The sequence below is a fragment of the Pedobacter arcticus A12 genome (genome assembly GCF_000302595.1).
In the GTDB taxonomy this organism is placed as follows: Bacteria; Bacteroidota; Bacteroidia; order Sphingobacteriales; family Sphingobacteriaceae; genus Pseudopedobacter; species Pseudopedobacter arcticus.
Genome location: NZ_JH947125.1, coordinates 628522 through 653714, shown reverse-complemented (window position 1 = coordinate 653714; position 25193 = coordinate 628522). Strand labels below are relative to the sequence as shown.

Here is a 25193-nt window from a genome sequence, read left to right as displayed (position 1 = left end):
ACCGTCGTTAGATCTATTTTTCTTCCGTTTTTTTCATTGCGGCTTCTTTTGCTGCTTTTCGCTCTGTTAATTGTGTTTCTAATTCTTCTCGTCTCAATTCAGCTTCTTCCTCTGTCATATCTGCAAAATGATACGTTAAGTCGGTTACCAAAGTAAAACTTCGGTCGTACTCGTTAGTCATGGTGATGCATTCTGTTGGGCAAACTGTCGTACATAAACCGCAGAACATACACTTAGCCATGTCGATATCAAACTTTGGCGCATATAAACGCTTGACTGAACCATCAGAAGTTTTACCGATGACCTCTGTCCCTTTTATACTTTCAATTTCAATACAATCTACGGGACAAATCTTCGCACACAAATCACAAACGATACAATCGTCAATTACTACATCCAACTGGTACCGTCCAACTTCTGGAATCGGTAACTCTTGATGCGGATATTGAACCGTAGCAATTCCGTTTTGTTGATCAAAATAATTAGCCTCCTTAACGTTGACAACTTTTTTGCTTTCCCTTGCGTCAAAAAAATGCTTGATGGTAAGAGCTAATCCCTTCCATGCAGTTTTTAATCCGTTATAAGCAGTTTTAATCAATCTGTTATTTTTTATATGGGGGTTTTAACACGTTTTCCACTATATCTTTTTTGCCTTATTCCTTTACTCCCTCTTCGACTCCGCTCAGAGTGACAATGCTCAGAGTGACAGTGCTCAGCAAGGCAAAAAAGGATGCCGTTTCAATCGTTAACCCAATAAGTTTATTTATAAACAATTCAATTTAAAGCAATAATTTCCACAACCCTGAAATCACCAAACATAAAAATGCTAATGGTGTTAATATTTTCCAACAAAGTGTCATCAGTTGATCCACTCTTAAACGAGGCAACGTCCACCTGATCCACATTTGAATGCCCACTACCGTTAAACACTTCGTCATAATCCAAAATATCCCCCAGAAAACTCCGGTGGTGTAAGTTGCTAATTGTAAAGAGCCAACATTTGGAAGTGGGGTATTCCATCCTCCTAAAAACAAAGTAACGCCTAACATCGCTACCAAAAACATCATGGCGTATTCGGCCAAAAATATAAATGCGAAGCGCAAACCTGTGTATTCTGTGTGGAAACCACCGATTAATTCCGATTCTGCTTCGGGCAAATCAAATGGCGCTCGGTTACACTCCGCTAAGGAAGCGATGAAATAAATAACGTAAGCCACCAACAAGTGAGGTGCTTGAAAAACATTCCAAGCTAAAATTCCGCCTATTTTTGTTACGTCTACAAAACCTAGAAACTTAACGGCGTCTATGGCCAAAATCCCTTGGTTATAGTTGATGATTTGTAAATCTAAAGTTTGGGAAATCATTACCGCAGAAATGATAGCAAAACCAATCGGAATCTCGTAAGAAACCATTTGTGCTACCGAGCGCACTGCGCCCAATAAACTGTATTTATTGTTAGAACCCCAACCCGCCATTAAAATACCCAATGCTTCGATAGAGATAATAGCAAAAACATAGAAAACCCCTAAGTTCATTGTTGCCGGAACTAATCCCGGTGCCCAGGGTAAAGCAACAAAACCCAGATAAACGGCAACGAAAATAATAACTGGAGCGATGGTAAAAAGCACTTTATCTGCCAGTGCTGGCAAAATATATTCTTTTTGAATGAGTTTAAGGATATCGGCAGCGGTTTGTAGCCAACCGTATTTCCCCACTTCCATCGGACCTAATCGATCCTGCATAAAGGCAGAAACCTTCCTTTCCGCGTAAACACTAAAAAGCGAAAACACCGCAATAAAACCAAAAATGGTAAACGCGACTAAGAAGTATAAGAGGTAAAAATTCAATCCCTATTGCTGTTTTTTCGTTGCAAAGCTAATTAATTTGGGCGCAAGTTAAAGAATATCTACTAATTTACTAGACATTTATTTTTAAGGACTGAAACTGGCGTATTTTGAGCGTGGAAATGATGCAAGCGAATCGGCAGGCTCTTTCCCCTGTTTTTGAATCAGCTTCATACTGTGCTTAAGAAGTATACGAATACGACTTAATTTCTAAAAAAAGCTATAGAATCTAAAAAGCTCCTGCAGATTAAATCCGCAAGAGCTTTATAAATATTATATCCTTATTATTTGTTTAAAAATATACAGCCACAAATTTAGCTAACGGAGCCATTCTCGCTTTGTTCAAGGTCATCGTATCATTACTATAGCTGTAATTATCTACTGTTTCTAACACTTTAAATAATTCTTGCTCATCTTTAAGATTTGGACAAGCCATCATCGTAGATAAAATCTGAGAAAAGCGAATTCTGTTGCCCGGTAATATTTCATAAGTTCCACCGAACCCATTACAACCGCCATTTCCAGTTATTCTATTATCTAAGGTTTTCAACATTAGATGAGCTTCTCGCTCGCCTTCTGCTGGCGGGGTAACTGGTCTTCCGTTAAGTTCTACTAATTTCCAGTACTTTTCTACGATAGCGTTGTTCTCCTTTTTCAAGATGTATTTGCTCGCTAATTCGCTCATCACTGGTTTCCCGTCTGAATTCAACTGTATCAACTGGTTTTCTCCAACTAAATAATAGCTTGGAGAAGTCGCTTCTACAGAGTTATCAAGTTTGATTCTGCCCCCACTCTTGTCCCAGCTGAAAGTTCCTTTCTCGATAAACGGCTTAGTAACCTTGCCAAGATAAGAGGTTTCTAGCTGATAATTGTTATTGGTATCAATTCGTAAGATGGTCTGAATCCCCTCACAGTCTGCGCATGGAGTAACGCCAGTATAAACACCTTGCCAATCTAGCGAGTTTTTACTGTTATGGGCATTATCAGCGATGTTTTGGGTGGATTTGCAAGCTGTTACACCTACAGAAAGTGCGAATATTGATAATACTAAAATATAGTTTTTCATGATTTTTTGATTTTACATTAAAGAGTTTAGCAAAGAGTTTGCCGAGTTATAGTTTCTTACGACAATTCTAGCCTAAGCGATACAGTTTTTTCTCAGTAATGCTTAGAACGCTGATATCCAACAGGTATTAAATTGCAGTTTTTATTGAACGACAAAACCTAAAGTAATATTTTAAAAGATTTATCAACCAATTTTAGATTAGTTGCTACCTTTAATTACTAAAACCTACTCAAATGAAAAAATCATGCACCGCTTTGTTTCTTTTACTTTTCAGCTATCAGATATACGCTCAGGAACTGACAGTCGGCACTTTTAATATTCGATTACAAACCAGTGGAGATGTTGGCAATTTATGGCAACAGCGAGCGCCGTTAGTAGCGGATTTAATTCGTTTTTACGATTTTGACATCCTGGGAACGCAAGAAGGTTTTGCTAACCAACTGCAGGATATCAAAACCGCTTTACCTTATTACTCGGTATATGGAAAAGGAAGAGACGGAGGCGACGCTGGAGAACACTCATCTATATTTTATAAAACAGAAAGGTTTGACCTACTTGATAAAGGAGATTTCTGGCTTTCCGAAACACCAGAAAAACCATCTATAGGTTGGGACGGGCGATGCTGTAACCGTATATCGTCATGGATTTACTTGAAAGATAAAAAATCGAGAAAAACTTTTTACGTTTTCTGCATTCACTACGATCATGAAGGGCAAATAGCGAGACGAGAGAGCAGTAAACTAATGTTGGAGCGAATCAAAGAAATAGCAAGAAACAAACCGGTTATTTTAATGGGTGATTTTAATGGCGACCATGATAGTGAGCCATACAGAATTATAGCGACTAGCAACCAACTAAAAGATACTTATGGGATGGTTGATTTTCCCTATGCCAATAACAACTCTTATCAAGAATATGGAAAACTGATAACAGGTAATAAAATTATAGACCACGTTTTTGTGACGCCTCAATTCAGCGTTTCTAAATGGGGAATCTTGAGTGATACATTTCAAGGAAAATACCCATCAGATCATTTCCCTGTTTTGGTTAAAATAAAGCTTAAGTAAAGTCTTCAAGCTTAAAGCAAAAAGCTTAAAGCTCGAAATGTGTCAAACAGCGAAGTCATTTAAAACAAGGAGTTTTAGTTTACTTTATTGTAGGCGTTATGATCGTAAGCCTCAAAAATGACGTAAACGACTTATGCACTCTGATAATTTTTCACCACAGAGAACGCGGAGGTCCTAGACCTGTGATGTTTTTGACCTTATCTTGTTGACCAGTGTTATAATCGTACCACCATAAATCTTGTTTAATTTCCCGGTGAGCAATATTTCTTGTGGTCGGCATCACCCTACCATTACAGCTTTATTTTATTAATGACTGGCATAAAAAACTAGTTAAACTTAGTTTTTGCAACCACTGGTTGTGGAATTTTTACGTAATAACCAGTTCCATCATACGGACGTTTGCGTGGATGAGTTTGACAGGCTATAGAACAAGCACCATCTAATTTAGTTCCACAAGCATCACATTGTGTGAAATGGATATTGCATTCTGGATTAGCACAGTTGATCATTTTCTGCGTAGTTGTTCCGCAATTACCACATGTAGAGATCACCACCGGATTTACCGTATTTACATCAACGGCTAATCGGTTGTCAAAAACATAACATTTGCCTTCAAAATCTTTCCCTTCGGCTTCTTTACCGTATTTAACAATGCCTCCGTGTAACTGGTAAACATCTTTGAAACCTTCTTTCAATAGTAAGGCTGACGCTTTTTCACATTTAATTCCACCGGTGCAGTAAGTCAGAATTTTTTTGTCTTTGTATTGCGCCAATTGATTAATCATTTCAGGAAATTCTCTGAAATTATCAATATCTAAGGTGACTGCATTTTTAAATTTGCCCATTTTGTGTTCGTAATTAGAACGAACATCTAAAATAACCACATCATCGCGGTCTTTCATCTCGGCAAATTCTTTGGGTTCCAAATGCTTCCCGGTTTGTTTTGTAGGATCAATATATGATGGATCTTTTAAACCAGAATACACAATTTCGGATTTATAACGGCAGTGGATCTTTATAAAACTAGGTTTGTCAACTTCATCAATCTTAAACTCAGTTGCATTGAATCTGCCATCGGCATAAATATAATTCATGTAAGCTTTGCAGGCTTCAGCCGTTCCGGATACTGTTCCGTTTAAACCTTCATCGGCAATAATAATACGCCCGGTTAAACCAACAGATTTACAAAATTTTAAATGATTTGCGGTGTATTGCTCCGCATCCTGGATGTGGCTATAGCAATAATATAGAAGTGTTTGGTAATGCTTTCTCATAATTCATTGATACTGGTGTAAACAGTGTTAAATGAAACGCAAAGATATTAAAAATAATTTTTCGTGAAATTTGATTTTCATCATTAAAATAAAAGCTAAATGCACAAAGCCGAAAACTAAAAAAAGAATATGCTATACCTCGAGTTCTTTCGAACGAAGTATTAAAAGAGTTGCAAGACAATTATGAACGCCTAATCCGTTTGTTTCTTGGTTGAACCAAGGTAGTGCAGAAGAACTTAGAGATCTCTCCTATCGTCGAGATGACGAAATTGAAATTCCACGACATCATTCCTTCCATATTCTCTCATTCAACCTTAATTCAACTTATACTCATACACAGAACGAGCAATATTTCCATTTGCATCCACACCTTCTAACACTACTTTATAAGGTCCTTTATCGTCACTATTGTAAAACTCAAAACTCCCTTTTCCGTCTTTATCTGTTAAAACTATTGGGTTCCAGTAAATGGTGGTACGGTAATCTTGCGCTTGTAAGGTTGTTTTTGGACCAGCATATTTTGGCACATAAAAACTGCGCTCTGGACTATAGCCTTTTGGCTTAATAGTTACTACGTTGTTTGGCGGAAACAATTCTTTAAGCTGATCTTTGCTGATTTTAACTTTTTTAACCTCTTTCATATTCACCACAACAACGCCTAAAGTGTTGCTACGCTGGTTAATACCAGAAAGTCCATCGTTGTTAAAAACTTCTATGGAAGCAATTCCCTTTGGGTCGATGCTTAAAAGGTAATTCACGTCTACCGGCATTCCGTCAACATAAATTTCAATAGGCGTTTTGTTTCCTTGGTTATAGGTTTTAGATAAATAAAGCTGGTAATCAATATAAGTAAGCCCAGCAATGCTTAAACAATTGGTTAACACATTACAGCCGTCAAATTGGTCGCCAGAAACTTCTCTATCTGCCTGCATACTTAGCCCGCTTAATGCACTATGATCGGTGTGACTAGGTTTTTTAACCACTGGCTCACTTTTCACCACCACTTCTTGCAACATAAAAGCGCTACGACGTTCTATTTTACTATTTGCCAAATAAGTATTCATAAAACTGTCCATATTCAACACGTTATCCGGAGTATTGATGTTTCTGATTAAGGCCGGGTAAGTTTCTCCATCAACCATAATGCGGATATCTTTAGAATTTACGTTGTTTCGGGCATTGACAACCACATCTGACGAATCTTTGAATATCAGATTTTTGAAAGCGAAACGACCTTCTTTATCGGTATTTGCGGTTATACTATAATGTTTATCTGGAATCTGAAACAATAAACGGGCGTTTTCCCAAGGCATACCGTTCATTCTTCTAATGGTTCCTGTAACATCTATCCCCTGCTCTGGCAAAACTTTTAAAACCGGTAATTTGTCTGCAGCAATATCTGCGTAGGCAAAACTGCTGTAACCTTGGGTAATCAACAAATTATCTAAATCCGCTAAACGGTTAGGGTTTTTATCGTTAAAATAATAGTTAGGTTGTTCTATGTAGCCTAAAATATAAGAACTCAGCAACAGATTACTATAAATGGTGATTTCTTTATTTTCATCATACGGAACTTTTGTAGCGTTGATAACCGAAACCGAATAGTTTCCATGATCAGCATCTAAACCTCCAACGCGTTCTAAATTGAACTTGATTTTTTGGCGACCTTTATACGATGGAAGATCTGGTTTTAAGTTAATTTTTACAAAATCTTTTCGTTTGACAAACACCAAACGTTCTGAATAAGGCTTGTAATCTGGCTTTAGAATAGCAATCTGTAATAAACCATTCGGCAAATTATCTACCGGTAAAACAATGGTATAATTTCGTAACCTAAAAATACTTTGTGCCGCATAAAATAGGGCATTGCCGTTTTGTGCTACAATGTAAAACGCCTGATTTTTGTTTTTTTGCAGAAAACTTTCGGTGGCATTGATATTAACATATACGCTATCGGCTTTTTGGAGAATGCTTAACCCAACTCCTTCATCGGTAACTGCGGGTAACGCAACATTTTTTCTGTCGCCATTGGCAAAAGTAATCTGTGCGGTATAAACTTCACCTAATTTTGGTGTAAAACTAAAACTTCCCATCCCTAAATGCTGCGCCTTAAAAGTTGCAACCTCTGTCCCGATTTTATCAACCAAAGTACCTTTAACATCAACACCTAAACCGTTTGAGCTTATGGCTTTAAATCCAACTTTTGTTGTTATACCGTTTAATAAGTAACCGCCTTCTGGAAAAAACTGAATATCATTTTCTGTAATTGCAGTTTTAAGATTGAAATTTTTGTTCAGCACTTTCCGATCTCCAACCTCTACAGAAGTGCTTAAAACCCCACTATTCAGTGCAACTTTATTGCTACTGCCAAAATCTAAATTAATAACCCCGTTTGCATCCGTAGTTTCTTTACCGCGGGCAACCCTATTAAAATCTGCATTTACTTCCCAATTTACTTTTTTATTTGCCAAAGGTTTGCCGTCCGAATCTTTATAAACAATTTTGGTTTTTACTCTCTGCCCTTTATCATCAATACTTCCGTTAAAACTAATGTTTGTAATTAGTTCTTTACTAAGTGCACTCCCCACATAAATGTTTTTCGAGAAAAAATAATCGGCATCTCTGTTCAGCATCCATTTTGTGAAGGCTCTAACATGGTAATTCCCCTCCTTAAAATCCGGATAAGGCAATACAAAACTTCCCGTGGCAACACTACTTTCTACAGGTATCTTCAAACTTTTCACTAAAGAATCCCTATCGCTAATCAACTCAACATATAAAATTTTACTAACCGGCGACGGGATGTTTAAACCCATCGTTACGTAACCTTTAAACCAAACCGTATCGCCTACAGCGTAGTATGGCTTATCAAAATGTAGGTAAACTTTTTCTATCGGGTTTTCCGCCGCTATTTTTGCTTTTTTCTGCGCAACTTCAGCCAGGGGAATATTTTGGGCATACACTGAATTTTTAAAGGTGCTTAAAACACAAAACAGTAATATATATCGGGCTATTCTTAATTTGATCATAAATATGTATTCGGAGTTTTAAATTTAGCTTTTTAAATAGCTTTGTGGCAAATAATCTGCAATTTTTAGGTTTTTTTAACATTTTCCTACGGTTTCTTTACTAAAATACAGTAAACAAAAAATTTTAGCGCTTCTTATTTTTCGCTTAAAATTTGGGCGTTCCCCAATTGCTTTCGCCCGGGGCTCAAACGGGGCGGGCTATACGTTCATACTACACAAGGCTTTAGCCACATTGCCGGTATCCACTGCTATCCCTAACGCAAAATACTAGCTACAATGAAAATTGAAACTGGTGGGTTAACTTCAACCAGAATCAATCGGTCTAAATCCATCTGACATTTTATAAAACAAAAAAAGGAGCTTCTCAGCTCCTCTATCTATATTTTTTTTAACTAAGATTGAATACTATTGCTCAAAAACCAAACCTTCAGCATTTGCTCCCGATTCTTTTAGGATGCCCAAAATAGTTTTGGTAAAACCTTGTGGACCGCAAACGTAAAATTGTTGGTTAAAATCTTTGATATGAGCTTGCAGGTATTCTTTATCAATTCTACCGATGTGTAACTCGGGTTCATTTTGTTTGGTAATGGTATTAATGAACCGATCGCCTAGCATACTTTTCAGTTCGTCATAACAGATGATTTCATCTTCAAATTTATTAGAGCAAATCAATTGATTATAACCTAATGCTCCTTTTTGATGTAAATCTCTTAGAATAGAAAGAAAGGGCGTTACACCGGCACCACCTGCAATAAATACACCTTCACCTTTATAATTTATGGTTCCCCAAGCATCTCCAATTTCGAACTCGTCGCCAGGTGCAATAGTGGAAATTCTTTTCGTCACGCCTTGGTGATCTTCGTAAGTTTTAATAGTAAACTCCAAAAAGTTATCTTTTGGTAAACAGGTAAAAGTAAACGGTCGTTTTTCTTTCTCCCAGCCCTCATATTGTAAAGAAACTTCGGTTGCTTGCCCGGGACTAAAATTATAGCCAGCTGGCTTCTCGGTTCTTATTCTGAAAACATTTGTTACTAAAGGAGTTACTTCTGTAATTTTTACTTTAAAGTTTGCCATAATGCTATCAAACAAACAAAAATCTTGCCGTTTAACTTTCTACCTTAGCCAAAATCCCTTTCGGAATTGCATTGATCAAAGCTTGTGTATATGCTTTTTTTGGATGGTTGTATAGCTCTTCGGGATAGCCGATTTCTTCAATTTCACCTTGGTTCATCACCATCATTCTATCGGCAATATGCTTTACCACCGCCATATCATGCGAAATAAAAATATAAGTAAGGTTAAATTCCGCCTGTAGATCTTTCAGTAAATTCAAAACTTGCGCCTGTACCGAAACATCTAATGCCGAAACTGCTTCATCACAGATAATCAATTTTGGTTTTAAAGCTAAAGCTCTGGCAATTACAATCCGCTGTCTTTGCCCGCCAGACAACTCATGCGGATAACGGTTATAGTGCACTGCGGTTAAGCCAACTTTTTCTAATAATTCTAAAATATAAGCTTTACGCTCTTTGCTCGATTTTAAAACGTTATGGACAATTAATGGCTCCATTAAAGCATAACCGATGGTTTTAACCGGGTTTAACGAGGAATAAGGATCCTGGAAAATAATCTGGATATCTTTCCTCAGAGGGCGCATCTGCTTTGCATCCAATACAGAAATATCCTCGTTATCAAATACAATTTTTCCCGATGTGGGTTCTATCAGTTTTAATATGGTTCTGCTTAAGGTTGTTTTGCCACAGCCAGATTCGCCAACTAAACCAAATGTTTCTCCGGGATAAACCTCAAAACTAACACCGTTCACGGCTTTGGTGTATTCTTTTTTTGCAGAAAATAAACTTCCTTTTTTTAAGAACCACGTATTCAATTCTTCCACCTTTAATAAAGGTTGCTGTTTGTAAAGCTGTGCCCTTTTAATGGCAATAGTTTCGGGCTTCAACTGGTACTTATCGTTAAGTTCGGCAACCGTTAAACCTGCTGAAACAAAATCGCTAATAGTCGGCAACCTACTCAACTGCAAATTAGGCGCTGGGCGACAAGCCAATAAACCTTTAGTGTAGGGATGCTGTGGATTTAAAAATACTTGGGCAATATTTCCCTGTTCTACAATTTTACCGTTGCGCATCACCAAAATTTGATCAGCTATCTCACCAATTACTGCTAAATCATGCGAAATAAAAATCAAACTCATATTACGCTCTGCTTTCAGCTTCAGCAACAATTCCAAAATACTTTTCTGTACTGTTACGTCTAAAGCAGTTGTTGGTTCATCGGCAATTAACACGTCGGGATTGCAAGCTAAAGCCATCGCAATCATTACGCGTTGCTTTTGTCCGCCAGAAAGTTCATGCGGAAATTTGTTGAATGTATAAGCAGGTTCTGGCAGTTTTACTTCTTCAAAAAGTTGGATGGTGCGCTCTTTGGCAGTGTTTTCATCAACTTTTTGGTGTAGAATAATGCTCTCGGTAATTTGCTTTCCGCATTTAATCACTGGGTTTAAGGAAGTCATCGGTTCCTGAAAAATCATTCCAATGCGGTTTCCTCTGAAAGCCTGCATTTCATTTTCTGGCAATGCCAATAAATTAATATCGTTAAATAAAACCTCGCCGGCTACTATCGCATTTGGCGGTAACAAACGCATCAATGCCAAAGAACTTACCGATTTCCCAGAGCCCGACTCGCCAACCAAACCAATAATTTCTCCTTTTTTTAACTGGAAATTTATCCCATCAACAACCTTAACCAGTCCGCTCTCGGTCTTAAAGCTAATGCTCAAACTTTCAACTACTAGCACCTTATCAATCATAAAACGACCATTTTTTTCAAATCACTAATCAACTATACAAGCCTTTTTACTTTTGACTTTGAACTTTTCACTTAATCGAACCTAATCAGCATAAGTAATTTGTTCTTCGGTAAGTGCAGGTAAGCCTTTAAACTTCTGCAAAAGTCGGGCGGTAGTTACTACGTCTTTTTCGCAGTAATTCTTAATCCGTTTCGTGTCTTTTTGATTCCAATAAACATCGCCAACCATACTGCCGTCGATATCATCTTTTGGGGTTGGAATATCAAATACCGCAGCTAACAGATTGAGAGAAGTGTAATGCTTATAATCGCCGAACTTCCAAAGCTCCAAGGTATCTAAATGATGGATTTCCCAAGGTTTTTTACCAGATAATTCCAGCTGAGACGGAATTTGTAAACCATTAATCAGCAATCTTCTACAGATGTAAGGGTAATCGAACTCTTTTCCGTTATGCGCACATAAAGAAAGGTGCTTCGGTTGCTTAGCTAAAAGGCTCAAAAAGTCGATAAGCAGTTCTTTTTCATCGTCGCCATAATATGATTTCACCCTAAAACTTTGCTTATTGGCAAACATTCCAACGGAGATACAAACAATCTTTCCGAATTCTGCCCAAATCCCTGCTCTTGGATAAAATTCCTCAGCGCTTTCCTCGTTTTTACGCTGATAGGCTGTTTTTAAATCCCACAGCTGTTTCATGTTTTCCGGCAGTTCCTCAAAACTCGAAAAAGCGGGAACGGTTTCAATATCTAAAACCAAAACATCTAGTAAATCAATGTGAGCTAGCATAAGTGAATTTACATTTTATTTGCTGAATTTTTAAACAGGGTAAAACACTACCAGTTAAAAGTTAAATTTTCCGTAGCATCTTTTACACTTTCTTTATCGATTTTATGCAGCATCGGGATGTTTGCAATTACCTTTAGACCTGTCATTTTTATAATGATACTTTCACTGGCTTGGTTAGGTTCTCCATTAAAAATAATTCCTTTAATGGGGATATTTCTGCTTTTTAAAGCTTCCACCGAAAGTAAAGTATGATTAATGCTTCCTAAATAATTCTTAGAAACCAAAACCACCGCTAAGCCCAGTTTTTTGATTAAATCGATGATCAAATCCTGATTATTCAACGGAACCATTAAGCCTCCAGCACCTTCAACAATCAGGTTATTTTGAGTTTCCGGCAAGTTAATCGAGTTTAAATCGATTTTAACTCCATCTAATGCTGCCGAGTAATGTGGCGAAAAAGGTTGTGTTAATTGATAAGCTTCTGGGTGAAATTTAGTTCTCTGGTTACTTATTAAATTCTTAACTTTTAGGGTATCCGACTGGTGTAAATCTCCTGATTGTATCGGTTTCCAATAATCTGCTTTAAGGTGCTCTGTTAATATTGCAGACGTAACGGTTTTACCAATCTCGGTACCGATCCCGGTTACAAAGTATTTTTTAGTCATGGTTTATATTTAGCTGACTGGTTAATTCATAAATTTCGGCCTTGGTATTATGCGCATGTAGGCAAATCCGCAAACGTTCTTTCCCTTTTGCAACCGTGGGGCTTAGAATCGCTTTTACATTAAATCCGCTTTTTTGCAATTGAGTGGCCAACTTTTTACAAGCTTCGTTCCCTGGAACCAATATGCTTTGTATAGCGCTTGCACTCGGCATAACCGTGTTTTCCTTACGTGATGTTAAACGAGTAAAAAGCCGGATATTCTCTAACAATAGCGCTCGTTCGGAGGTTTTGGTAATTTCCTCATAACCTACAGCAATGCAGGCCAAAGCGTGGTAAGGCAAAGCTGTTGTGTAAATAAAAGATCTCGCAAAATTGATCAGGTATTGCCTTAAAAGTGTAGAACCAACAACAGCAGCACCGTGGCAACCCAAAGCTTTCCCAAAGGTGTAAATCCGGGCAAAAACCTTATGCTGTAAGTTTAAATGTTGCGTTAAACCTTCACCATATTTACCAAAAACACCTAAAGCATGTGCTTCATCTACAATCAAATTAGCTTTGTATTTCTCGGTGAGTTCGCTAAGTTCCAAAAGTGGTGCACAATCGCCATCCATAGAAAACACACTTTCTGTAACCACAAAGATATTGCCTTTGCTCTGCTTCAGTTTTTCTTCTAAAGCCCTTAAATCATTGTGTGCAAAAGTGTAGCGGTTAGCCAAGCTCAATCGAGCGCCATCTATTAAACTGGCGTGGATCAATTCATCGCAAATAATGGTATCGCCACGTTGTGCAATTGAGGAAAGCAAACCTACATTAGCATCATAACCCGAATTGAAAATCAGTACTGCTTCCGCTTGATGGAAATCGGCAATTTTTTGTTCCAGTTCTTCAGCAAACTTGGTGTTTCCGGATATTAACCGCGAACCCGTTGCACCATTCTTATAGTTAGGATGCGCATCTAAAAGTTGTTGGATTTTCTGCTTATGGCAGATGCTCTGTGCAAAACTCAGGTAATCGTTAGAAAAAAAATCTGCTAAACCTTCTTGGTATTGATGCAATTCTCTTAACGAATTCTCGCGTTGCCTTTCAGTTAGTTTTTCTTGTAAAAAGTTTTCCAACAGGTTATCTATTTAGCTTCCAAAACGGTGATGAGCCAAATATAAAGCTTTGGAATGAAAGTTTGGCTTGATGTTTTCTAAAAACACAAACAGGGTTTATCCTAATTAGAGAACCCTGTTTGATTTCGCACCAGCTAATCTTTTTTGTGACCTCCCCTAAAAACAACACAAAACACGCCTGATAAACGTTTATTCTATACGGCTTTTACCGCATGTAATGCTGTCGCTTTTTTACGATAAGCCCAATAAACCACAATTGGATAAACAAAAAGATTGAAAATGGTATTGGTAACCAAACCGCCAACGACAACAATAGCCAATGGCTTTGCTGCTTCCGAACCAATACCCGTAGAAAGCGCTGCTGGCATTAAACCTATTGCCGCCATCATTGCGGTCATTAATACTGGTCTAAATCTACTCGCTATGCCATCGCGGATGGCATCGGGAAATGTAAAACCCGTATTGTGTTTCATCTCTACCATATTTGATTTAAAACGGGTAATTAAAATTACTCCATTTTGGATACAGATTCCAAATAGTGCGATAAAGCCAATACCCGCCGAAATATTAAAATTTACACCTGTTGCCAAGAGCGCAAATATTCCCCCAATTATTGCAAAAGGAACGTTATTTAGCACCAACAAAGCGTCTTTTAGATTTCCGAAAAGTACAAACAGAATAAAAAATATCAACAATAAACTGATGGGAACGGCAGTAGATAAGCTTGCGATTGCCCGTTGCTGGTTTTCAAAATCTCCTGCCCATTCTAACGTGTAAGGTTTTGGAAGATTTATAGCTGCGTTTACTTTTTTCTTCGCCTCGGCTATTACACTGCCCATGTCTCTCCCTCTGATAGAAAATTTGATTGCGCCATAACGTTTGTGCTTATCGCGATAAATCATGCTTGGACCTGTAATTTTACGGATGGTAGCAATACCTCCCAATTGCACATCAGTTCCTGATAACGTTGGAACCCGAAGTTTTGCAATCTCACTTTCATCATTTCTAAAATCTTCTGGATAACGGATAATGAGGTCGAATTTACGTTCGCCTTCATAAATCTGCGTAGCCGCTTTTCCGCCGATTGCCATTTCTACTACTGCGTTTGCTTCTGCAGCGGTAACCCCATAAAGTGCCATTTTTTGCTGATCAAGATTAATCTGAAGTTCGGGCTGACCTAAATTTCGCAAAATACCCAGGTCTTCTATACCGTCAACTGTTTTAAGAATACGCTCTATTTTGGCTTCTTGTTCTTCAATAAAATGGAAATCATCGCCAAACAACTTTACCACAATAGAACCTTTAACTCCAGAAACTGCTTCTTCTACGTTATCCGAGATTGGTTGCGAGAAATTCAAATCTATTCCTGGAAAACCTGCCAGTTTATCTCGCATCCGCTCGATGAGCTGTTCTTTGCTTTGCTTACGTTTCCATTGCTTTCGCGGATAAATATCCACATGAAACTCCATGTTGTAGAAACCAGTGGCATCGGTGCCATCATTTGGTCGCCCGGTTTGCGAAAGCACCTGTTTTACCTCATCAAAATTCAAGAATATCTTGCGCATCTCATTAGAAAGTTTCTTGGTTTCGCTTAACGAGATGCTCAATGGCGCAGTTGCTCTTACATAAATAGAACCTTCATCCAAACTTGGCAAAAACTCTGTACCTAAAAAGCTAAAACTGATAATTCCTGTCAGTAAAACTGCAAGTGCAGCACCAAAAACCAACTTCTTGCTCCTAAAGCAGAAATCAAAAAACTTCATGGTGGCTTTAGTTAGCCATCTTAAAACTAGGTTATGTTTTTCTTTAACATCCTTTTTCAGCAATACGCTAGATAAAGCTGGCACCAATGTAAAAGTTAAAACAAGCGCACCTAAAAGTGCAAAACTTAGTGTCCACGCCAATGGAGAGAACATTTTACCTTCCACTTTCTCGAACATAAAAATCGGGAACAGGCCCACAATAATAATGAGTTTGGCAAAAAGAATTCCCTTACCATTTTCTAAACAAGCCTGTTTAATAAAACCCAACTTGCTTATTTTGTTGAAACGTTCCATCCCAAGCTTTTTGGCCTTCCCATCCAACATCACAAAAATCCCTTCTACCATTACCACCGCACCATCTATGATAATCCCGAAATCAATGGCGCCCATAGACAACAGATTGGCGGGCATCCCTTTAAGTTTTAAACAGATAAAGGCAAACAAAAGCGATAAAGGAATGATGATAGAGACAATCAATGTAGTTCGCCAATCGGCCATAAAAAGAAATACAATGAGCGTTACAAACAGAATACCTTCCATCATATTACCCATTACGGTATGTACCGCATAATTCACCAAGTCTTCACGATCGTAAAACGGGACCAGTTTTACATCGCCTGGAAGGATAACATCATTAATTTCATTGATTTTTGTTTTCAGCCTGCCAATCAATTCGCTGGGGTTTCCGCCTTTGCGCATTACCACAATTCCTTCTACCACATCTGGATCATTATCTCGGCCAACCTGTCCTAATCGTGGTAAAGCCGATTCTGAAACTTCTGCAATGGTTTTTACATAAACAGGCGTTCCGTTTAGCTGGTCAACAACCACATTTCTAATTTCATCGATATTATTTAACACACCGATTCCTCGTACAACGTACGCCTGCCCGCTTTGTACAATTACATCGCCACCCACATTAATATTGCTTTTTGATACCGCATCAAATAATTCTGTTGCCGTTACACCGTATTGGATAGCTTTTTTTGGATCAACAGTGATCTGATAAGTTTTTACCTCGCCACCAAAACTAACCACATCTGCCACGCCAGAAACGGAAAGCAGTTCCCGCTCAATTACCCAATCCTGTAAAGTTTTTAGTTCCCTAGCGGATTTAGTGTCGCTGGTTAAAGTATAGCGAAAAATCTCGCCAGTTGGACCGTAATTTGGTTGTACCTCTGGCTTAATTCCTTCTGGTAAATCGGCATCTTCTAGGTGGTTATTTATTTGTACCCGAGCTTCTGCGTATTCAACATCATCCTCAAAACTCACCTTAACAATAGACAACCCAAAAAGTGAAGTTGACCGAATGCTGGTTCGTTTTTCGGTGGGATTCATCGCTATTTCTAACGGCCGACTAACAAACTTTTCTACTTCCTCTGCGCTACGGCCTGGCCATTGTGTAATAATGGTAATATTGGTATTGGTAACATCTGGAAAAGCATCGATAGTGGTATTTTTAAAGCTGATATAGCCTGCAAGCACCAAAATAAAAGTGCTAAAGAAAATAAAGTACTTATTTTTTAATGAAAAACCGATAACGCTTTTGATAACTTTATTCATTGTAAATAGTTCAATGGAGGATAAATTATTTTGATTTTAGGCTTTCGAATAAAAAGACTTGTTTAGATGCAATGACACGGTCGCCAGTTTTTAAGCCTTTCTTGATGTAGATTTTATCACCAGCTTTTCTACCTATTTCAATCTCTTGGATACTCACCTTTTGCTGTTCGTCCAAAAGCAAAACATAGTTTTTATTGTTATCAAAAACAACTGCTCTAGCATTAAGCACTGGCAAATCCACGCCCGAACTCGCCGAAACTTTAGCAGTGCCTAGCATTCCTGGTTTTAACAGAAAATCTGGGTTTTTAATCACGACTCTTGCGCTCATTACCCTACTTTTTTGATTGATAAGATTATATATTTTATCAACCTTGCCGATGAACTTCTTAGCTGGATAAGATAAAGTTGCTAAGCTCACTTCATCACCAACGTGGATCTGTGAAACCTCAGATTCATAAACATTCACCATTGCCCAAACTTCTGAAAGGTCTGCCACGGTAAAAAGGCTATGGTCGTTATCGTTTCTCAACTGCATAAAATCAGTGACGTTTTTTTCGATAACGAAACCGTTTAGCGGAGATTTTATAGCGTATAGCCCTTTTTGATTCCCTCCATTTAAATTCAATACTGCATTTGCTCTTTTAAGTTCGGCCTGTTTAATCTGATAATCATTCTCCGCCTCTTGTAACTCTCTTTCAGAAGTTAGCCCACTTTTAAATAATTGCTTGGCTTGTGTTAAACTACGACCTGCCGTTTTTAGCTCCGCTGTCGCCGCAATTACATCTTTGTCAAAACCTGCCATTTCAGAACTGATAACAGTTGCCATGGTTTGTCCACGTTTCACCTCATCTCCCAACCTAACATTTACATTATTCACGGTACCACTCACCATCGGGAATAGGTCTGATTTACGTTCCTCGTTTACTGTAATTTTAGCTGAGAAAGTCAATTCTGTTTTTCCGTTAGCTTGCTCCACGGTATCAACAAGCAATCGCTTAATTAATGAATCGGTTACTACAAATTTTTCGGCTTTCGGCTTTTCCTCAACGTGAGTTGTACAAGCCATCATTAAGCCTAAATATAAAACGAATATGGCTTTTAAAGTATTTCTATAAAGATTTAGCATGTTATTTAAAAATTTTAGATCCAGTTACGTAATTGATTTCTTCCTTTGCTTTTATATTTTGGAAACGAAGTTTATTAAGCTTTAAAGTGTGTTCCTTATAAGCATCATATAAGTCCAAAAATTCTAATAGGCTGATGTCTTTCTGTTTAAGATGCTGCGTTAAGTCTACCATCATCTTGTTAAAATCTTTATCAGAAGCTGGGTCTAATTCCTGATACAACTTTTCAATTCTGATGGCTGTATTTAGCGAGGTAGAAACCTCATTTTGGAGTATATCTTCTTGTTGCGCCAACCTATTTTGAGCCGCTTGGATACCGATATTTGCTTTTTTAATTTCGCCCTGGTTCCTGTTGAATAACGGAATTGGAATGCTGATACCTAGTCCCGTATATTTTTCGGGATAATTACCTTTAAGATCATAAGTAAGTGAAATCTCCACATCAGGAATTGCGGTAGCTTTTTGTAATTTTAGATTTTGCTGCTGTAAACGGAGGCCTGTATTTGCCAGTTTAAGATCGGCTCGGTTTAGTTTTGCCGAATCCAATAAAACGGAATAAGGAGTTTTTGCAATCGTCTCTTGCGGAATAACATCGGCTACTAATGATATCGGTTTAAGCGCATCAATCCCACAAAAAAGTCTTAAAGTTTTATAGTGGTCTTCCAGCTCATTTAAAAGTTCTGCCAGCTCAGCCTTTAAAGCAAACACCAAAGACCTAACGCGAATAACCTCTTTTAAAGCAACATTGCCCATTTTCAGCTGTTCCTCGTACACATTTAGCAATTGTTGAGTAGCCAAAATCTGTTGTTCGTAGGTAGCTACCGAGCGAGATAAAAAGTAAGTTTCGTAAAAAGTACTCCGCAGTTCAAAACGTAAAGTACGCAATAAGTCGAAGTAAGCATTTTCTGCTAGTACGCCGCCTGTTTCTGCGAGCTTAATATTTTTATTACGCTTACCCGCTAACTTAATAAGTTGAGAAATGGAGCCGCTATACTGCCCATACTGATAGGATGTTTGTAGAAACTTCTTGGTTTCGTGGTTATAGAAAAGATTCTCGTACTGTAGCTCTGGATTATCGAAAAGCTTTGCCGTAATTATTGCTGCTTTAGCTTCTTCAATTTGGTAGTTTGCGGCTAATAAATCACGATTATTACTTAAGAAAAGGCTTTCTGCAGTTTGCAGGGTAAGTTTAAGCGTGTTGGTTTGTGCAAAGCCAGAACTCACAAAGCCTAGAAAAAATAAGAGAAGTGCCGTAATGTTTTTTGTCATCCAGCAAACTTAGTCTTGCCGAATTAAAGAGAACTTAAAGGCAGATTAAAAAGGGATTAAAGTTTAGGTAGGCGAACAGTAAACACAGTTCCCTGATTCTTTACAGACGCTACATTAATAATACCGTGATGTAAAGAGATGATTTTTTGTGCCAGATACAAGCCCATTCCTTCTCCGGCCTCGCCAATTTGGTTTGATTGGGTGAAAAATGGCTTGAACACCTCCGTTAAATCAGCTTCGTGTATTCCTACACCTGTATCTTTAATCGTGATTAAATAGTTCTCTTTCAAAACTTCCAATGTGCAACCCACCTCTTGATTGTTAGAAAATTTGAACGCATTTGCTAGCAGGTTATCCAAAGCAATTTGCAACAACACGGCATTTGCCAATACTTCTGGTTGCTTTATAGTTGTTTTTGGGAAGTCCGTTTTTAGCGGGAGCTTTTTGTAATGCCATCCGGTAGCTATTTTTTCCATCAGCTGATCCAGCCGCAAAGGAGAAAAATGAGCATTCGTTAAAGTTAGGTCTACTTTTGCCAACGCTAGTAATGCCGAAATAATTTCATTCATTTTTTCAGAATCCTCGAGCAAAGACTGAATCGCAAGCTTATAATCTTGCGGATTTCTCTCTTTCGACAATGCTAATTCAGCAGTCATCATCATACGGGTAACAGGTGTTCGCAATTCGTGAGATGCATTGGCAACAAAGGTTTTCTGTAAAATAAATGCTTGCTCCAGTTCCTCCATCAAGTGGTTAAAACTTTGCGTAATAAGGTTAATTTCATCTTTTTTAGACTGTTCCTTTACCCTAAAAGCCATATTCTGAAAACCAATCTGTTTCACTTCCTGCGCAAAACGATGTAAAGGCTGCAACATCTTTTCTGCTACCCAACGACTCAATAATAAAATGATGACCGAGATAATCAAAAAGGAAAAAAGCATAATCTTAAGCAACTTGCCCAATCGCTTATGCGACCCAAAATCTGCTGCTGCCGCTAAAATCACAAAATCGCCTTGGTTGTCTTTATAATAAATACCTACTACCTGTTTTTCGCCATCATCATATTTTAAATGTTTTTTTTGGCGGACTTTATCAATAATAGATTTAGTCCAATATTGGGTAGAATCGCCTATAAAGGTGGCTCTATCTTTTTCATCGTAAATCCTAATTACTTCGCCATTAAGCTTCTGAAGATATTTCTGTCTAACAACGTCCAAGTCATCTCTACTAATTTCGTCGGCTTCTAAGTAAAGTGTGGCTGTAACCATAGTCCGATCCGTTAAACGTTCAAAAAAATCAGCCTCTAAAAACTTCATGAAAGTAAAATACACCACACATAATACCATTAGCAGCATGGTAGTGCTAATGAGGGTAAAAAACAGGGCTATGCGGTCTTTGATTTTCATCATTTTAAAATATATCCCATATTAATTTTGGTATGGATGAGCTTCCGCGAGAAGCCTTTTTCTATTTTTTTCCTTAAAAAGTTAATATAAACATCAATCACGTTGGTACCTCTTTCAAAATGGATATCCCAAGCCTGTTCCGCAATATATTGCCTAGAAAGCAAGCGGTTCGGGTTTTGTAAAAACAGCATTAACAGCGCAAATTCTTTAGCGCTCAATTCAATTGAAACACCACCTCTACTTACCTCCTTGCTTTCGATATTCATTTGCAAATCTTCAAAAATCAACAAATTTGTTTCGGGTTCGTCTACATATTTCTGTCTACGCAATAATGCGCTTACTCTTGCCAAAAGCTCTTTCAAATGAAAAGGTTTAACCAAGTAATCGTCTGCTCCAGCTTCCAGTCCAATCACTTTATCATCTACAGTTCCTAAAGCGGTCAACATCAAAATGGGGGTTTTTATTCCCTCTTTTCTCAACTGCATACAAAGCTGAACGCCATTAATCCCGGGCATCATTACGTCAATAATAAGCAAATTGAAAGTTTCCGCTTTGAAAAACGTTAAGGCATCTAAACCATTATCCTCAACAGCTACTTGGTAATCGCTTTCAACCAAAGCAGTTTTAAGAAGAATTGCAATTTTATGGTCGTCTTCCGCTATTCCTATTCTAAGCATCTTGTAAAAATAATGATAACCCTATTAAATTGAGATTAAAAAGATTGAATACACTTAGAGCCTGTTTAAAAATGAGAATTTAAAGCAACCCTAAAATCCAGTCGTTCCATTAATTTTATTAATTTGCAAACATGCAATTCAAAAATATTGTAGGTCAAGAAGCTGTTAAAAAGCACCTCGTACAAACTGTTAAAGATGAACGTATTAGTCATGCGCAGCTGTTTTTAGGGCCCGAAGGTTCTGGAAGTTTAGCTTTGGCTTTGGCTTATGCCCAATATATTTGTTGCGAAAACAAGGAAGAAGCAGACTCTTGCGGTGAGTGTTCTTCATGCAGAAAGTACAATAAATTGGTTCATCCAGATTTGCACTTCTCCTACCCTTTCTTTGCAAAACATAAAGAAGATACTGCATTAACTTTTATTGAAGAATGGCGAGCTGCGTTTTTAGCAAATCCGTATTTAGGCTTAGATGAATGGCGGGAACAATTAAATGCAGAAAACAAACAGGCTAACATTAACATCGCCGAAGCTCACAGTATCATCAGTAAACTAAGCTTAAAACCGTTCGAATCAGAATATAAAATACTGATACTTTGGTTGCCCGAATATCTAGAAAAGGAGGGTAATGCCTTGCTTAAAGTAATCGAAGAGCCATCGCAAAAAACACTTTTTTTATTGGTAGCGCAAAATCAGGATCAGATTTTAAACACCATTATTTCCAGAACACAACTGGTAAAAATCCCTAAATTAAAAGCTGGCGAAATTGAAGATTATTTGATTGATAAAAAAAACATCAATAGCGCAGTGGCTAAACAACTGGCCTACTTGAGTAACGGGAGTTTGCAAACTGCACTTCAACTCATGGGGCATCAAGAAAACAGCTTTCACGATTTATTTTTAGGCTGGTTAAGGGCTTGTTGGGGAAATAAAGGTTTAGAAATAGTTACCTATACAGAGGGCGAACTGGCGAAAATGGGTCGGGAAAATCAAAAAAACTTTTTGCGTTATGGCGTAAATCTAATGCGGGAATGCACCCTGTTTATTGCGCAAACACCTGGCTTAATTCATATTCCCGAAAAAGAATTGGAATTTATCAGTAAATTTTCGTCGGTATTAACCTTAGCACAGGTACAGGCAGTTGCGCAAGAATTAGAAAAAGCCCAATATCATATTGAGCGAAACGCAAACCCTAAAATATTATTTTTAGATGTATCTTTGACCTTAGTTAAAATTTTAAAATTTAAAACGCTCCGCCCTACGGCGGACTCAATTATATTATAAATTATGGGATGTGGAAGTTGTTCATCAGGAGGTGGTGGTTGTAGCACTACTCCTAATGGCTGCAAAAGTAATGGCACCTGTTTAACAGATGGCGGTTGCAGCAAATTGGATGTTTACGATTGGTTATCCGACATGGATTTACCTTCTAATTATAAACCTTTTCCTTACGTTGAAATACGTTTTAAGGGTTCAAGAAAGGATTTTTACAAAAATGACGAGAATATTTATATCGAAAACGGTGAGTTAGTAGCCGTTGAAACCACTACCGGTGGTTACGATATTGGTCATGTTACGCTTACCGGCGAACTGGTGCGTATGCAGATGAAACGCAAAAAAGTTACGGAAGAAAAATCGCCTTTAAAACTTTATCGTAAAGCTACACCGCAAGATGTAGACAAATGGAAAAACGCAAAGGAAAGAGAGTCTGAAACGATGCATAAAGCTAGAACGATAGCTTTAGAACTTGGTTTAGCCATGAAACTTTCTGATGTTGAATACCAAGGAGACCGCTCAAAAGCAACTTTTTATTATACTGCTGATGGTCGTGTGGATTTTAGAGAATTAATTAAAAAACTTGCCGAAGCTTTTAGGGTAAGGATAGAAATGCGCCAGATCGGAATGCGCCAAGAGGCCAGCAGATTAGGTGGAATTGGCTCATGCGGACGAGAGCTATGCTGCAGTACTTGGCTAACCGATTTTAAAACGGTTTCTACATCATCCGCCAGGTATCAGAATTTATCGCTAAATACGTTGAAACTTGCTGGTCAATGCGGCAAACTTAAATGCTGTTTAAACTACGAGTTAGACACTTATATGGATGCGCTAAAGACCATTCCGTCTCATGCTGATCGTTTAAAAACCGAAAAAGGGGAAGCCCGACTTCAAAAAACTGACATCTTTAAACAACTGATGTGGTTTAGCTACTTCGGAGAAGAAAACGCTTGGATTCCGGTAGAGGCAACACGTGTAAAAGAGATTCAGGAAATGAATAAACGTGGTGAGAAGCCAGAGGATTTACGCGATATGGCAGCCGTAATGGAGGAGTTAAAAGCTACTGAAAAGTCTTTTGATTACGAAAACGTAGTAGGACAAGATAGCTTGACCCGTTTAGATGAAAAAGCTCGTAAAAACAAGAACAACAACAGAAATAAGGCGAGAAACAGTAGACCTGCTAATAAAACTGAAAAGGCGGACAGTACTGATGCACCGAGAGTAGCAAAACCTCAGGCAAACACAGAAAAATCGACAGAAGACCCTGCTCAAGCCGACAAGCCTAAACGCAACAATCGCAACAAAAAACGCAGGACCAATAACAACAACAAGCCCACACAAGAGTAATGGAATTTAAAAAATTATTATTTCTGTTTTTTTTGCCAGTGGTTGGCATACAAGGTTGTGTTGATCAAAATGTTAAAGTAGATACCTACCAAGCAATTCCAAAACAGACTTGGAGCTACGTAAACCCTGTGAAGGCAAACATTAACATAACTGATAGTATGCAGGCTTATAATATATATGTAAACTTTAGGCATACCGCGGATTATAAGTACGCGAACATATGGTTGCGTTTCCATATTATTGGTCCTAACCAAAAAGATATACCTGTAAGGCAAGAGTTTCAGCTAGCTATGCCAGATGGCCAATGGCTGGGCACTGGAAGCGGGAATTTATTTACATACCAGCTCATCTACAAAGAGCGATATAAATTTGCCAGCACTGGAAAATACACCCTAATCGTTGAGCAAAATATGAGAGATAATCCGCTTAAAGGGATTAATGATGTTGGGATATTTATTGAGGAAACTAAATAAATTATCTGCTACTGCTTGTTTTTTTAGCAGACCTTTAACGTATTACTTAAGCCAATAAAGGTGATTCTAATTAATAGTAATCACCTTTATTGTATAATCCTCACCTACTTTATGTTTAGGTTTGGTTGGGTAAAAAACGTTTGCAGTTAATATTGCCGATGGAAACACAGAAAAAATTCCCGCAAATGCTACAGCTCCAGAATTTAAATCTGCTGCGTTTGCTGCCAAGGCTGCTCCCGTTCCTATAACTGCCCAAGACCCCAAAAACGTTAAAAATTCAGCCGATTTTGAAACACTTTTGATGGCCACAATATCATCAATAGTAAAAACTCGCTTTTTCGCTGTTCTTTTATCCACTTTTAGCCAAACCTGATTTTGAGCGATAGAATCTACTTTCCCTCTAAACCCTAAAAGTTGTGGTGTTTTAGCTGTTTTTTTGATATCCATTTTATTACTTGGATATGATAACCTAACATAATCTCCTTTTTTGATAACCTTGGACGTATTATCTTTAAATGAAATCAATATTTTATTTTCCTGCGATTGTACAAACTGTGTACTTAAACACATCACAAACGCAATAATTAGAGTTCTTATAAGCATATGATAAAAGTATTACATTTTTTTA

At 37.9% G+C, this 25193-nt stretch carries 20 protein-coding genes; 4 read left to right on the top strand and 16 right to left on the bottom strand.

What is annotated here, in order from left to right; all coding sequences use genetic code 11:
• Positions 1-13: 13 nt before the first annotated feature.
• The 3 genes from B176_RS0104055 to B176_RS0104045 all read right to left on the bottom strand — a co-directional run bounded on the left by B176_RS0104055 (position 14) and on the right by B176_RS0104045 (position 2910).
• The gene (locus tag B176_RS0104055; RefSeq protein ID WP_017257499.1) at positions 14-598 is read right to left on the bottom strand and encodes a 4Fe-4S binding protein; all 585 of its coding nucleotides are present in this window, start codon (positions 596-598) and stop codon (positions 14-16) included.
• A gap of 181 nt (positions 599-779) precedes the next feature.
• Positions 780-1847, bottom strand: a complete 1068-nt coding sequence (locus B176_RS0104050; protein ID WP_017257498.1) for a complex I subunit 1/NuoH family protein — start codon at positions 1845-1847, stop codon at positions 780-782.
• Positions 1848-2136: 289 nt separating this feature from the next.
• Complete coding sequence (locus B176_RS0104045) at positions 2137-2910, bottom strand: copper resistance protein NlpE N-terminal domain-containing protein (protein WP_017257497.1); 774 nt, start codon at positions 2908-2910, stop codon at positions 2137-2139.
• 233 nt (positions 2911-3143) lie between these two features.
• On the opposite strand from B176_RS0104045, the gene B176_RS0104040 reads away from it, so the two are divergent.
• A complete protein-coding gene (locus B176_RS0104040; RefSeq protein WP_017257496.1) occupies positions 3144-3977 on the top strand; it encodes an endonuclease/exonuclease/phosphatase family protein in 834 nt (277 codons plus the stop codon).
• Positions 3978-4303: 326 nt separating this feature from the next.
• Here the strand turns inward: B176_RS0104040 and trhO are convergent, their stop codons facing one another.
• The 12 genes from trhO to B176_RS0103980 all read right to left on the bottom strand — a co-directional run bounded on the left by trhO (position 4304) and on the right by B176_RS0103980 (position 21474).
• Positions 4304-5251 (bottom strand): oxygen-dependent tRNA uridine(34) hydroxylase TrhO, encoded by a 948-nt coding sequence (gene trhO / locus B176_RS0104035; RefSeq protein ID WP_017257495.1) that lies wholly within the window; start codon positions 5249-5251, stop codon positions 4304-4306.
• 314 nt (positions 5252-5565) lie between these two features.
• Positions 5566-8280, bottom strand: coding sequence for a hypothetical protein (locus tag B176_RS0104030; protein WP_017257494.1), 2715 nt, complete (start codon positions 8278-8280; stop codon positions 5566-5568).
• A gap of 405 nt (positions 8281-8685) precedes the next feature.
• Positions 8686-9354 carry a ferredoxin reductase domain-containing protein gene (locus B176_RS0104025; RefSeq protein ID WP_017257493.1) on the bottom strand — a complete coding sequence of 223 codons (669 nt, stop codon included), beginning with the start codon at positions 9352-9354 and terminating at the stop codon, positions 8686-8688.
• Between the two features lie 31 nt (positions 9355-9385).
• Positions 9386-11107: an ABC transporter ATP-binding protein gene (locus B176_RS0104020; protein WP_017257492.1), complete on the bottom strand. Its 1722-nt coding sequence runs from the start codon at positions 11105-11107 to the stop codon at positions 9386-9388.
• Positions 11108-11188: 81 nt separating this feature from the next.
• Positions 11189-11893 (bottom strand): 3'-5' exonuclease, encoded by a 705-nt coding sequence (locus tag B176_RS0104015; protein WP_017257491.1) that lies wholly within the window; start codon positions 11891-11893, stop codon positions 11189-11191.
• A 47-nt stretch (positions 11894-11940) separates the two neighbouring features.
• Positions 11941-12558 (bottom strand): dethiobiotin synthase, encoded by a 618-nt coding sequence (gene bioD / locus B176_RS0104010; RefSeq protein WP_017257490.1) that lies wholly within the window; start codon positions 12556-12558, stop codon positions 11941-11943.
• Complete coding sequence (locus tag B176_RS0104005) at positions 12551-13672, bottom strand: aminotransferase class I/II-fold pyridoxal phosphate-dependent enzyme (protein ID WP_017257489.1); 1122 nt, start codon at positions 13670-13672, stop codon at positions 12551-12553. The genes bioD and B176_RS0104005 overlap by 8 nt, the downstream gene beginning before the upstream one ends.
• A gap of 194 nt (positions 13673-13866) precedes the next feature.
• The gene (locus B176_RS0104000) at positions 13867-16998 is read right to left on the bottom strand and encodes an efflux RND transporter permease subunit (RefSeq protein WP_017257488.1); all 3132 of its coding nucleotides are present in this window, start codon (positions 16996-16998) and stop codon (positions 13867-13869) included.
• Between the two features lie 25 nt (positions 16999-17023).
• The gene (locus B176_RS0103995; protein WP_017257487.1) at positions 17024-18124 is read right to left on the bottom strand and encodes an efflux RND transporter periplasmic adaptor subunit; all 1101 of its coding nucleotides are present in this window, start codon (positions 18122-18124) and stop codon (positions 17024-17026) included.
• Position 18125: 1 nt separating this feature from the next.
• The gene (locus B176_RS0103990) at positions 18126-19391 is read right to left on the bottom strand and encodes a TolC family protein (RefSeq protein WP_017257486.1); all 1266 of its coding nucleotides are present in this window, start codon (positions 19389-19391) and stop codon (positions 18126-18128) included.
• 56 nt (positions 19392-19447) lie between these two features.
• On the bottom strand, positions 19448-20800 hold the full coding sequence (locus B176_RS0103985; protein ID WP_237739793.1) for a sensor histidine kinase: 1353 nt from the start codon (positions 20798-20800) through the stop codon (positions 19448-19450).
• A complete protein-coding gene (locus B176_RS0103980; protein WP_017257484.1) occupies positions 20797-21474 on the bottom strand; it encodes a response regulator transcription factor in 678 nt (225 codons plus the stop codon). Before B176_RS0103980 ends, B176_RS0103985 begins: the two co-directional genes overlap by 4 nt.
• A 131-nt stretch (positions 21475-21605) precedes the next feature.
• Between B176_RS0103980 and B176_RS0103975 the strand changes: the two genes are divergently transcribed.
• From B176_RS0103975 to B176_RS0103965, 3 genes are read left to right on the top strand one after another with little or no spacing between them, the layout of a single operon-like run.
• The gene (locus B176_RS0103975) at positions 21606-22754 is read left to right on the top strand and encodes a DNA polymerase III subunit (RefSeq protein ID WP_017257483.1); all 1149 of its coding nucleotides are present in this window, start codon (positions 21606-21608) and stop codon (positions 22752-22754) included.
• Positions 22755-22757: 3 nt separating this feature from the next.
• Complete coding sequence (locus B176_RS0103970; protein WP_017257482.1) at positions 22758-24092, top strand: PSP1 domain-containing protein; 1335 nt, start codon at positions 22758-22760, stop codon at positions 24090-24092.
• Positions 24092-24565 (top strand): gliding motility lipoprotein GldH, encoded by a 474-nt coding sequence (locus tag B176_RS0103965; protein ID WP_017257481.1) that lies wholly within the window; start codon positions 24092-24094, stop codon positions 24563-24565. Before B176_RS0103970 ends, B176_RS0103965 begins: the two co-directional genes overlap by 1 nt.
• A gap of 66 nt (positions 24566-24631) precedes the next feature.
• Here the strand turns inward: B176_RS0103965 and B176_RS0103960 are convergent, their stop codons facing one another.
• A complete protein-coding gene (locus tag B176_RS0103960) occupies positions 24632-25168 on the bottom strand; it encodes a hypothetical protein (protein ID WP_026063145.1) in 537 nt (178 codons plus the stop codon).
• Between the last annotated feature and the right edge of the window lie 25 nt (positions 25169-25193).

Bases quoted from the DNA above. Each gene is read 5' to 3' on its own strand.
- B176_RS0104045 (WP_017257497.1), bottom strand. From the start codon at position 2,910: ATGAAAAACTATATTTTAGTATTATCAATATTCGCACTTTCTGTAGGT.
- B176_RS0104040 (WP_017257496.1), top strand. From the start codon at position 3,144: ATGAAAAAATCATGCACCGCTTTGTTTCTTTTACTTTTCAGCTATCAG.
- trhO (WP_017257495.1), bottom strand. From the start codon at position 5,251: ATGAGAAAGCATTACCAAACACTTCTATATTATTGCTATAGCCACATC.
- B176_RS0104030 (WP_017257494.1), bottom strand. From the start codon at position 8,280: ATGATCAAATTAAGAATAGCCCGATATATATTACTGTTTTGTGTTTTA.
- B176_RS0104025 (WP_017257493.1), bottom strand. From the start codon at position 9,354: ATGGCAAACTTTAAAGTAAAAATTACAGAAGTAACTCCTTTAGTAACA.
- B176_RS0104020 (WP_017257492.1), bottom strand. From the start codon at position 11,107: ATGATTGATAAGGTGCTAGTAGTTGAAAGTTTGAGCATTAGCTTTAAG.
- B176_RS0104015 (WP_017257491.1), bottom strand. From the start codon at position 11,893: ATGCTAGCTCACATTGATTTACTAGATGTTTTGGTTTTAGATATTGAA.
- bioD (WP_017257490.1), bottom strand. From the start codon at position 12,558: ATGACTAAAAAATACTTTGTAACCGGGATCGGTACCGAGATTGGTAAA.
- B176_RS0104000 (WP_017257488.1), bottom strand. From the start codon at position 16,998: ATGAATAAAGTTATCAAAAGCGTTATCGGTTTTTCATTAAAAAATAAG.
- B176_RS0103995 (WP_017257487.1), bottom strand. From the start codon at position 18,124: ATGCTAAATCTTTATAGAAATACTTTAAAAGCCATATTCGTTTTATAT.
- B176_RS0103990 (WP_017257486.1), bottom strand. From the start codon at position 19,391: ATGACAAAAAACATTACGGCACTTCTCTTATTTTTTCTAGGCTTTGTG.
- B176_RS0103985 (WP_237739793.1), bottom strand. From the start codon at position 20,800: ATGATGAAAATCAAAGACCGCATAGCCCTGTTTTTTACCCTCATTAGC.
- B176_RS0103980 (WP_017257484.1), bottom strand. From the start codon at position 21,474: ATGCTTAGAATAGGAATAGCGGAAGACGACCATAAAATTGCAATTCTT.
- B176_RS0103975 (WP_017257483.1), top strand. From the start codon at position 21,606: ATGCAATTCAAAAATATTGTAGGTCAAGAAGCTGTTAAAAAGCACCTC.
- B176_RS0103970 (WP_017257482.1), top strand. From the start codon at position 22,758: ATGGGATGTGGAAGTTGTTCATCAGGAGGTGGTGGTTGTAGCACTACT.
- B176_RS0103965 (WP_017257481.1), top strand. From the start codon at position 24,092: ATGGAATTTAAAAAATTATTATTTCTGTTTTTTTTGCCAGTGGTTGGC.
- B176_RS0103960 (WP_026063145.1), bottom strand. From the start codon at position 25,168: ATGCTTATAAGAACTCTAATTATTGCGTTTGTGATGTGTTTAAGTACA.